The sequence below is a fragment of the Paenarthrobacter sp. CC6 genome, assembly GCF_040560085.1.
GTDB lineage: Bacteria > Actinomycetota > Actinomycetes > Actinomycetales > Micrococcaceae > Arthrobacter > Arthrobacter nicotinovorans.
This window is the reverse complement of sequence record NZ_JARDAN010000018.1, coordinates 90,477-97,468: the sequence shown is the minus strand read 5'-3', so window position 1 is coordinate 97,468 and position 6,992 is coordinate 90,477. Positions and strand designations below refer to the sequence as shown.

Sequence of the window (6,992 nt, the reverse complement as noted above, 5' to 3'; positions counted from 1 at the left end):
GGGAGAGTAGGACACCGCCGGACAACCATTAACGAAGAGCCCCAACCACGGTTGGGGCTCTTCCATTTAACAAACCAGTCAGGCCCCACACAAGCACCGGCCCTGCCCTCTCATGGCAGTTCCTGTGGGCCTTCGTGCTTGTGAGACTTGCCACGGGTGCCCCAAATCGGGGTTCCACGTTCGGGACTGATGGCGGGGTCGAATAGAATTGAATGAGATATACGAGTCGGGAGCTTCGGGCTGCCGGCGGCGTGACAACGAAATAAGGGTTATGAGCGACTACGCACGCGCCAGTGGTCGGCTCGCAACAGGAGGAATCCACCATGGCTGAGCACAACGGCGGCAATCGCGGCGGCAATCGCGGAAACTTCGGCGGGAACCGGGACGACCGCGGTTCGTACCGCCCCAACAACAATTCCGGCGGAGATCCTCGCGGATTCCGTTCCAGGGAAAACCGGGACAGCAACGATCGTCCGGCTCGTGATGGTGAGCGTCGTCCTTTCAACAACGACCGTGGTGACCGTCCGGCCCGTGATGGTGAGCGTCGTCCTTTCAACAACGACCGTGGTGACCGTCCGGCCCGTGATGGTGAGCGTCGTTCGTTCGGTGGGGATCGTGATCGAAAGCCGTTTGGTGATCGTGGTGACCGTCCGGCCCGTGACGGCGAACGTCGTCCGTTCGGTGACCGTCCGGCCCGTGATGGTGAGCGTCGTTCCTTCGGTGGCGACCGTGACCGCAAGCCTTTCGGTGACCGCCCCGAGCGCGGCCCGCGGAACTTTGACGGTCCTCGTCGTGATGGCGATGACCGCCGTCCCTTCAACAACGATCGTGGAGACCGCAAGCCTTTCGGTGACCGTCCGGCCCGTGATGGTGAGCGTCGTTCCTTCGGCGGCGACCGTGACCGCAAGCCCTTCGGTGACCGCAAGCCTTTCGGCGACCGCCCCGACCGTGGTGACCGCCCCGCCCGTGGTGACCGCCCCGACCGTGGTGACCGTCCCGTGCGCCCGGCCCGTGATGGTGAGCGTCGCTCCTTCGGCAGTGACCGCGGCAATTCCTGGGAAGAGCGTCCTGCGCGGGTCCCCAACGCCAAGGACATCCGCAGCGCAAACCGTCCTGACCGCGAACGTTCCCCCGAGATCGATGACGACGTCACGGGCAAGGAACTCGACCGTGCCACAGGTCACCAGATCAAGACCCTTGAAGAGCAGAGCGCAGGCTGGGTTGCAAAGCACCTGGTCATGGCCGGCCGCCTGATAGACATTGAACCGGAGCTTGCGTTCCAGCACGCCCTGGCTGCAAGCCGCCGCGGTGGCCGTCTCTCGGCTGTCCGTGAAGCTGTGGGTCTGACGGCCTACGCTGCCGGCCACTATGGCGAGGCACTGCGTGAATTCCGTACCTACCGCCGTATCAGTGGATCCAACGTACACCTGCCGGTGATGGCCGACTGCGAACGTGGCCTCGGCCGCCCGGACCGTGCATTGGATATGGTCCGCTCGCCCGAAGCCCAGGATCTTGACGCTCCGGGCAAGGTGGAGCTGGCGATTGTCGCGTCCGGTGCACGCACGGACCTGAATCAATTGGACGCTGCTGTCAGCGAGCTTGAGATCCCGCAGTTGGACATCAACCGGGCGTTCTCCTACAGCCCCCGTCTCTTCCGTGCTTACGCTGAGGCACTGAGCGCTGTTGGCCGTACTGAGGAAGCCGACAAGTGGGCCCGTCAGGCCCTCGTGGCCGAGAATGCTTTGGGCGTTGGCGATTTCGCTGAGCCTGAGATTCTTGACCTCGGCTGGGATGAGCAGGAAGAAGAAGCCGAACGCAGGCCGCGCTTCAAGACGCCGGCCCCGGAGGCCGACGTCGCAACGGCAGAAGCCGCGACAGCAGAAGCCGCGACAGCAGAAACGGAAACGGTCATCGTGGAAGCCGCAGCGGCTGATGTTGAGCACGACGAGGTTGAACTTGATGACGCTGAGTCGGATTACTTCGAGTCGGATGACGCCGAGTCGGACGTTGATTCCGTCGAGGACGAGGAAGAGCACAAGGAAGCAGACAACGAGGGTACCGACTCCCAGCATGGCTGATTCACTGATCTCGAGGTTTGATGCTGTCCTGTCGGACCTGGATGGCGTGGTCTACGCTGGACCGCACGCCATTCCGGGCGCCATCGAAGCGCTGCAGCGGCTGGCGTCCGTCGGGGTTGGTCTGGGTTATGTCACCAACAACGCATCCAGGACCCCCGCCCAGGTCGCCGCGCATCTGCGTGAGCTCGGTGCGCCGGCTGAGGACCATCAGGTAGTCAGTTCCTCGCAGGCAGCCGGGGAGCTCCTGGCTTCCCTGCTTCCCGCGGGGGCGCATGTCCTCATCACAGGCAGTGCGGCGTTGGCCCATGAGATCGAATTGGTGGGACTCAAACCGGTGCACAGTGCCGCTGAGTCTCCGGTTGCTGTCGTCCAGGGGTTCAACCCGGACATCGGCTGGAAGGATCTGGCCGAGGCGTCGTACGTGGTGGCCGGGGGAGCCATGTGGTTGGCCACCAACACGGACATGTCCATTCCTCAGGCACGCGGCATGGCGCCGGGCAACGGAACCCTCGTTGCCGCCGTCGCTGCTGCCACAGGGAAGTCCCCGTTGGTGGCGGGGAAGCCGGAAGCGCCGTTGTTCCATGCGGCAGCCAAGCGACTCAAGGCGGACCGGCCACTGGTGGTGGGCGACCGTCTGGACACTGACATCCTGGGCGGGAACCGTGCAGGATATGCGACGGCGGCCGTCCTCACCGGTGTTGACACCAAGCACACCATCCTGGCTGCAAGGACAGATGAGCGTCCCGACTACCTGCTGGCGAACCTCGAGGACCTCTACGCTCCGTATCCCGGAATTATCGACGACGGCGGCTCGTTCCGTTGCGGGTCCGCGTCGGCGGTTGCTGATGGCGGCACGGTGACGGTGACCGGCGAAGAGGGCGATCTCGACGCATGGCGCGCCGCGTGCGCGGCATGGTGGGCAGCTGTCCCGTACGCGTCGACAGCGCAGGCGCCGCAGCTGGAATGGCGAACTAACTAGACTGGTGCGATGACCGTGCCGAACAGTTCACCCGAGCCCGGGACGCCCGAGCCCGAAACCCGCGACATCCAGTGGCCTGACGACTCCGAGACCACCGGCGACGCACTCGTCGACAGGGCCCTCGGCTTGCTCGAAGGAGTCCGGGAAGCACCCATAGCAGAGCACGGTGAACTGTACGCCGGAATTCACGACTCCCTCTCGGCGGCTTTGGACGCGGAACCTGGACTCCCTGCCGCGCCGAGGCCCATCACCCCGGAAGGCGACAGCTAACGCATGGCACGACTCGATCAGGAACTTGTCACCCGCGGGCTGGCGAGGTCCCGTACCCATGCGGCCAAGCTCATCAGCGATGGCAAGGTCAGCTCGTCCGGCAGCGTCCTCGCCAAGGCAGCCCTGCAGGTCGACGCTGAGACGGAGCTTTCCGTCGAGGCCCATCTCGAAGACATCTACGCCAGCCGTGCCGGTCACAAACTGGCCGGCGCGCTGGAGGCCTTTCCCGCCGTCGCGGTGGCAGGGAAGCGGTGTCTCGACGCCGGTGCCTCCACCGGTGGTTTCACCGACGTGCTGCTCCGGCAAGGTGCAGCGCAGGTTGTGGCGGTCGACGTCGGGCACGGACAACTGGTGCCGCACCTTCGGGACGATCCGCGCGTGGAAGTCCATGAGGGCCTCAACGTCCGGTACATGACCCCGGAGCAGATCGGCGGCACGGCCGCGCTGACTGTCGCGGACCTGTCCTTCATCTCGCTGACGCTGGTGGTGGCGCCCCTGGCGTACTGCACTGATCCAGGCGGTGATCTGGTCCTCATGGTCAAGCCCCAGTTCGAGGTCGGCAAGGAGCGGCTGAGCCGGACCGGCGTTGTTTCTTCCGACAATGAACGACGCCGGGCTGTTGCCCAGGTTGCCCGGGCTGCGGTTGATTCGGGGTTGGATCTACGGGGCCTTGCGGCCAGTCCGTTGCCGGGCCAGGACGGAAATGTTGAATACTTCCTGTGGATGACGCGCCGGATGTCGGCTGCGTTGCCTAAGATCGAAGAGCGGGACCAGCACGTAGCTGCCTTGTTGAAGAACCTCTGGCCAAACCACTAGAAAGCAGAACCCGATGAGCAGGCGTGTACTTGTCCTTGCCCACACTGGGCGGGAGGAATCGCTCCGCGCTGCATGGGATGCCTGTACGCAATTGCACTCGTCAGGTTTGGTTCCTGTGCTGCAGAAGTCCGAACTTGCAGACATCGAGCGGTTTTTCGGTGCTTTGGACACCCCGATTGAGATTTTGAACGACCACGTCAGCTTGGAGGACGTGGAACTTGTCATGGTCCTGGGTGGCGATGGCACTATCCTGCGCGCCGCTGAGCTGGTCCGCGAGGTCGACGTCCCTCTGCTTGGGGTGAACCTTGGGCATGTGGGCTTCCTGGCCGAAAGCGAACGGGCTGACCTCGCCCAGACGGTGGAGTGGATCGCGAGCCGCCAATACACGGTGGAAGAGCGCATGACCATCGATGTCCAGGTGTGGATCAAGGGTCAAAAGATCTGGCACACGTGGGCTTTGAACGAGGCAGCCATCGAGAAAGCCAACCGGGAGCGGATGCTGGAGGTGGTGACGGAAGTGGACGAGCGTCCCCTGACGTCCTTCGGCTGTGATGGCGTGGTGATGGCTACCCCCACCGGGTCCACTGCCTACGCTTTCTCGTCGGGCGGACCCGTGGTGTGGCCGGAAGTTGAAGCGCTCGTGATTGTCCCCATCAGCGCACACGCACTGTTCGCCAAGCCCCTGGTGGTCTCTCCGCGCTCCAAGCTGGCCGTTGAAATCATGAACCGCACGGATGCCCTGGGTGTTCTCTGGTGCGATGGGCGGCGCTCAGTGGATCTGCCGCCCGGTGCCCGGGTGGAGGTAACCCGATCAGCTACTCCGGTGCGGCTTGCCCGCACCCACAAGACGCCGTTCTCGGCCAGGCTCGTGCGTAAGTTCGAGCTTCCGATCCATGGCTGGCGTGGTCCGGCCCCCCGGAGCGGCGAAGTCCACACAGGTCCCATCCCTGTGATCCGGACCTTGTCGCCGGCTCCCTTGCCCAGTCCGCGGGATGTTGACAGTCCCCAGGACGGTGAACCTTCCGACCCCACGAATGCGAAGTGAACCATGCTTGAAGAACTCCGAATCCGTGACCTGGGCGTCATCACTGACGCTGCCCTGCCGCTGGGCCCTGGCCTCAGCGTCGTCACCGGCGAGACCGGTGCCGGCAAGACCATGGTGGTGACCGCCGTCGGGCTCCTTCTAGGTGCCCGATCGGATGCCGGGGCCGTCCGGAGTGGCGCCAAGTCCGCGTCGGCTGAGGCCGTGTTGAAGCTTGATCCCGCGCACAGTGCTGTGCAGCGGGCCAAGGACGCGGGGGGAGACGCCGAGGAGTTCGACGGCGTGGCTGAACTCCTGCTGGCACGCACGGTGGGCGCGGATGGACGCAGCCGTGCGTACGTTGGCGGGCGCGCGGCACCGGTAGGGGTGCTGGCCGAACTGGGGGAGAGCCTGGTGGTGGTCCACGGCCAATCGGACCAGATCCGGTTGAAGAGCGCGACGGCACAGCGTCACGCTTTGGACCGCTTTGCCGGAGCGCCCCTGGCCAAAATCCTGGGAGAGTACCAGGAGAAGTACAACCACTGGAAAGCGATCCAGTCGGAGCTGGAGACTTTGCGGAGGGAAGCCCGCGAACGCTTGCGCGAGGCCGAATCGCTGGACGCGGCCCTCAAGGAGATCGACGAGGTGGATCCGCAGCCGGGCGAGGACGAGACCCTCAAGGCCGAAGCCGTGAAGCTGGCCAACGTCGAAGAACTAAGGCTTGCTGCAGCAGCGGCCCACGAGTCGCTCATTGCCGAGGAATTCGGTGAGTCGGGAGATGCCACCACCATGGTGGATGCGGCGAAGCGGACGCTGGAGCATGTTGCCGACCACGATGAAGAGCTGCGCTCCGCTGCTGCACGGCTGGCCGAGGTGGGCTTCCTTCTCAACGACATTGCAGCGGAGCTTTCCAGCTACCAGGCAGCGCTTGATACGGAAGGCCCTGAACGCCTTTCCGAAATCGAGGACCGCCGCGCGGCCCTCGCCAAGCTGATTCGCAAGTATGCGCCCAGCATTGACGAGGTACTTGAGTGGGCCGCCGCAGCCCGGACCCGCTTGGACGAGCTTCAGGATGACTCCAGCCGTATCGAATCCCTCGACGCCGAGGTGGCCTCCACTGAGGTGGCGCTCCGCAAGCAGGCGGCGGCTATCAGCAAGGCACGTGCCAAGGCCGCCAAGGACCTGTCCGGACGCGTGAGTGCGGAGCTCAAGGCACTGGCCATGGCCGATGCAACCCTGGTGATCGAAGTGGACAGCACCGATTCACTGGGCCCTTGGGGAACCGACGAGATCGCTTTCCTCCTGCAGCCGCACTCGGGGGCTCCTGCCCGTCCGCTGGGCAAAGGAGCCTCCGGAGGTGAACTGTCCCGGGTCATGTTGGCGATCGAGGTTGTCCTGGCCGCCGTGGACCCGGTCCCGACCTTCGTCTTCGATGAGGTGGACGCAGGCGTGGGCGGCCGCGCCGCCGTCGAAATCGGCCGTCGGCTCGCCATGCTGGCACGGCACGTCCAAGTGCTGGTGGTCACCCATCTGCCGCAAGTGGCAGCTTTCGCCGACCAGCACATCCGTGTCACCAAGACCTCGGTGCGGGGTTCGGACGGCAAGACGGCCACCGGCTTCACTTCCAGCGACGTTCAGCTCCTCAGCGACGACGAACGCGTCAAGGAGCTGGCGCGCATGCTGGCAGGCCAGGAAGATTCCGAGTCCGCGCAAGCCCACGCCCAGGAATTGCTGGATGATGCGAAGCTCCTGCCTCAGAGTGCCTGATGCCGCAGCGGTGCGGTGCGAAACGCGATGCGAGCACCATCACATCAAGAGGCTTTTGGCC

7 protein-coding genes are annotated in these 6,992 nt (G+C 64.7%); 6 read left to right on the top strand and 1 reads right to left on the bottom strand.

The genetic code is table 11. The features are described 5' to 3' along the window. Positions 1-269: 269 nt before the first annotated feature. A complete protein-coding gene (locus PV760_RS17020) occupies positions 270-1,184 on the bottom strand; it encodes a hypothetical protein (RefSeq protein ID WP_354628300.1) in 915 nt (304 codons plus the stop codon). A 54-nt stretch (positions 1,185-1,238) separates the two neighbouring features. Here PV760_RS17020 and PV760_RS17015 point away from each other — a divergent pair, with 54 nt between their 5' ends. Genes PV760_RS17015 through recN form a run of 6 tightly spaced genes read left to right on the top strand, consistent with a single transcriptional unit; the run spans position 1,239 to position 6,931 of the window. Further along, a complete protein-coding gene (locus PV760_RS17015; RefSeq protein WP_354628299.1) occupies positions 1,239-2,078 on the top strand; it encodes a tetratricopeptide repeat protein in 840 nt (279 codons plus the stop codon). Next, on the top strand, positions 2,071-3,057 hold the full coding sequence (locus PV760_RS17010; protein ID WP_354628298.1) for an HAD-IIA family hydrolase: 987 nt from the start codon (positions 2,071-2,073) through the stop codon (positions 3,055-3,057). Before PV760_RS17015 ends, PV760_RS17010 begins: the two co-directional genes overlap by 8 nt. Positions 3,058-3,066: 9 nt before the next feature. After that, positions 3,067-3,327: a hypothetical protein gene (locus tag PV760_RS17005; protein WP_354628297.1), complete on the top strand. Its 261-nt coding sequence runs from the start codon at positions 3,067-3,069 to the stop codon at positions 3,325-3,327. A gap of 3 nt (positions 3,328-3,330) precedes the next feature. After that, the gene (locus PV760_RS17000) at positions 3,331-4,143 is read left to right on the top strand and encodes a TlyA family RNA methyltransferase (RefSeq protein WP_018779236.1); all 813 of its coding nucleotides are present in this window, start codon (positions 3,331-3,333) and stop codon (positions 4,141-4,143) included. Between the two features lie 13 nt (positions 4,144-4,156). Then, positions 4,157-5,188 (top strand): NAD kinase, encoded by a 1,032-nt coding sequence (locus tag PV760_RS16995; protein WP_026267372.1) that lies wholly within the window; start codon positions 4,157-4,159, stop codon positions 5,186-5,188. Between the two features lie 3 nt (positions 5,189-5,191). Further along, entirely contained in the window at positions 5,192-6,931 is a 1,740-nt protein-coding gene (gene recN, locus PV760_RS16990; RefSeq protein ID WP_039240684.1) for a DNA repair protein RecN, read from the top strand. The last annotated feature ends 61 nt before the right edge of the window (positions 6,932-6,992 follow it).

Excerpts from the sequence above, each read along its gene's own strand:
- PV760_RS17015 (WP_354628299.1), top strand. The coding sequence starts at position 1,239 with ATGGCCGGCCGCCTGATAGACATTGAACCGGAGCTTGCGTTCCAGCAC.
- PV760_RS17010 (WP_354628298.1), top strand. The coding sequence starts at position 2,071 with ATGGCTGATTCACTGATCTCGAGGTTTGATGCTGTCCTGTCGGACCTG.
- PV760_RS17005 (WP_354628297.1), top strand. The coding sequence starts at position 3,067 with ATGACCGTGCCGAACAGTTCACCCGAGCCCGGGACGCCCGAGCCCGAA.
- PV760_RS17000 (WP_018779236.1), top strand. The coding sequence starts at position 3,331 with ATGGCACGACTCGATCAGGAACTTGTCACCCGCGGGCTGGCGAGGTCC.
- PV760_RS16995 (WP_026267372.1), top strand. The coding sequence starts at position 4,157 with ATGAGCAGGCGTGTACTTGTCCTTGCCCACACTGGGCGGGAGGAATCG.
- recN (WP_039240684.1), top strand. The coding sequence starts at position 5,192 with ATGCTTGAAGAACTCCGAATCCGTGACCTGGGCGTCATCACTGACGCT.